Source organism: Enterovibrio gelatinilyticus (assembly GCF_028683095.1).
In the GTDB taxonomy this organism is placed as follows: Bacteria; Pseudomonadota; Gammaproteobacteria; order Enterobacterales; family Vibrionaceae; genus Enterovibrio; species Enterovibrio gelatinilyticus.
This window is the reverse complement of sequence record NZ_JAJUBC010000113.1, coordinates 1-554: the sequence shown is the minus strand read 5'-3', so window position 1 is coordinate 554 and position 554 is coordinate 1. Positions and strand designations below refer to the sequence as shown.

At 40.6% G+C, this 554-nt stretch carries 1 protein-coding gene; it reads right to left on the bottom strand.

What is annotated here, in order from left to right:
• Positions 1–16 precede the first annotated feature (16 nt).
• Positions 17–235 (bottom strand): EexN family lipoprotein, encoded by a 219-nt coding sequence (locus tag LRP50_RS25450; protein ID WP_274167184.1) that lies wholly within the window; start codon positions 233–235, stop codon positions 17–19.
• Positions 236–554 lie beyond the last annotated feature (319 nt).

The window sequence follows — 554 nt, the reverse complement described above, 5'->3', positions numbered from 1 at the left end:
TGTTAGCAATTAGAAATCAGCCATTTTTCCATTTTTTAAGCAGTACTTTTTGCTTTGCTTTAATTGCATTTTTGCAATTTACCGAGCTAGACATTTCACTATCATTACCACACTCATCAACCTTTGCATTCATAACGTCCACGTTTTCCTCGTACCAGCTTACATCTCGTACTTCGTCTTTAGAGCAACCTGACAATGTAAACAAACCGACTATCAAAACCACAACTATTTTCACAACACGCTCCACACTGATTAAATATGTAGAGCCATTGATAGCACATGGAAATCAGCCAATGCATACCGTCTTTATAGCATTTAGATGAACAATACTAAGCTATGTAATTTATAACTCTGACGATTGCTAACGTCAGCATAACGGGTGTTTACTAGCCAAAACTAATTGAAACACCTGAATCACAGCGTTCCTATGAAAAATGAGCCACGAGTAAACGTCCCTCGTTCATTCGCTTGTTGAACGAAGCCGCTATGCGGCAGAATAGAACATCCCGTCTACGTTTCTCCCAACCCTGCCAGTCCGGCAGCGGACAGGAGAA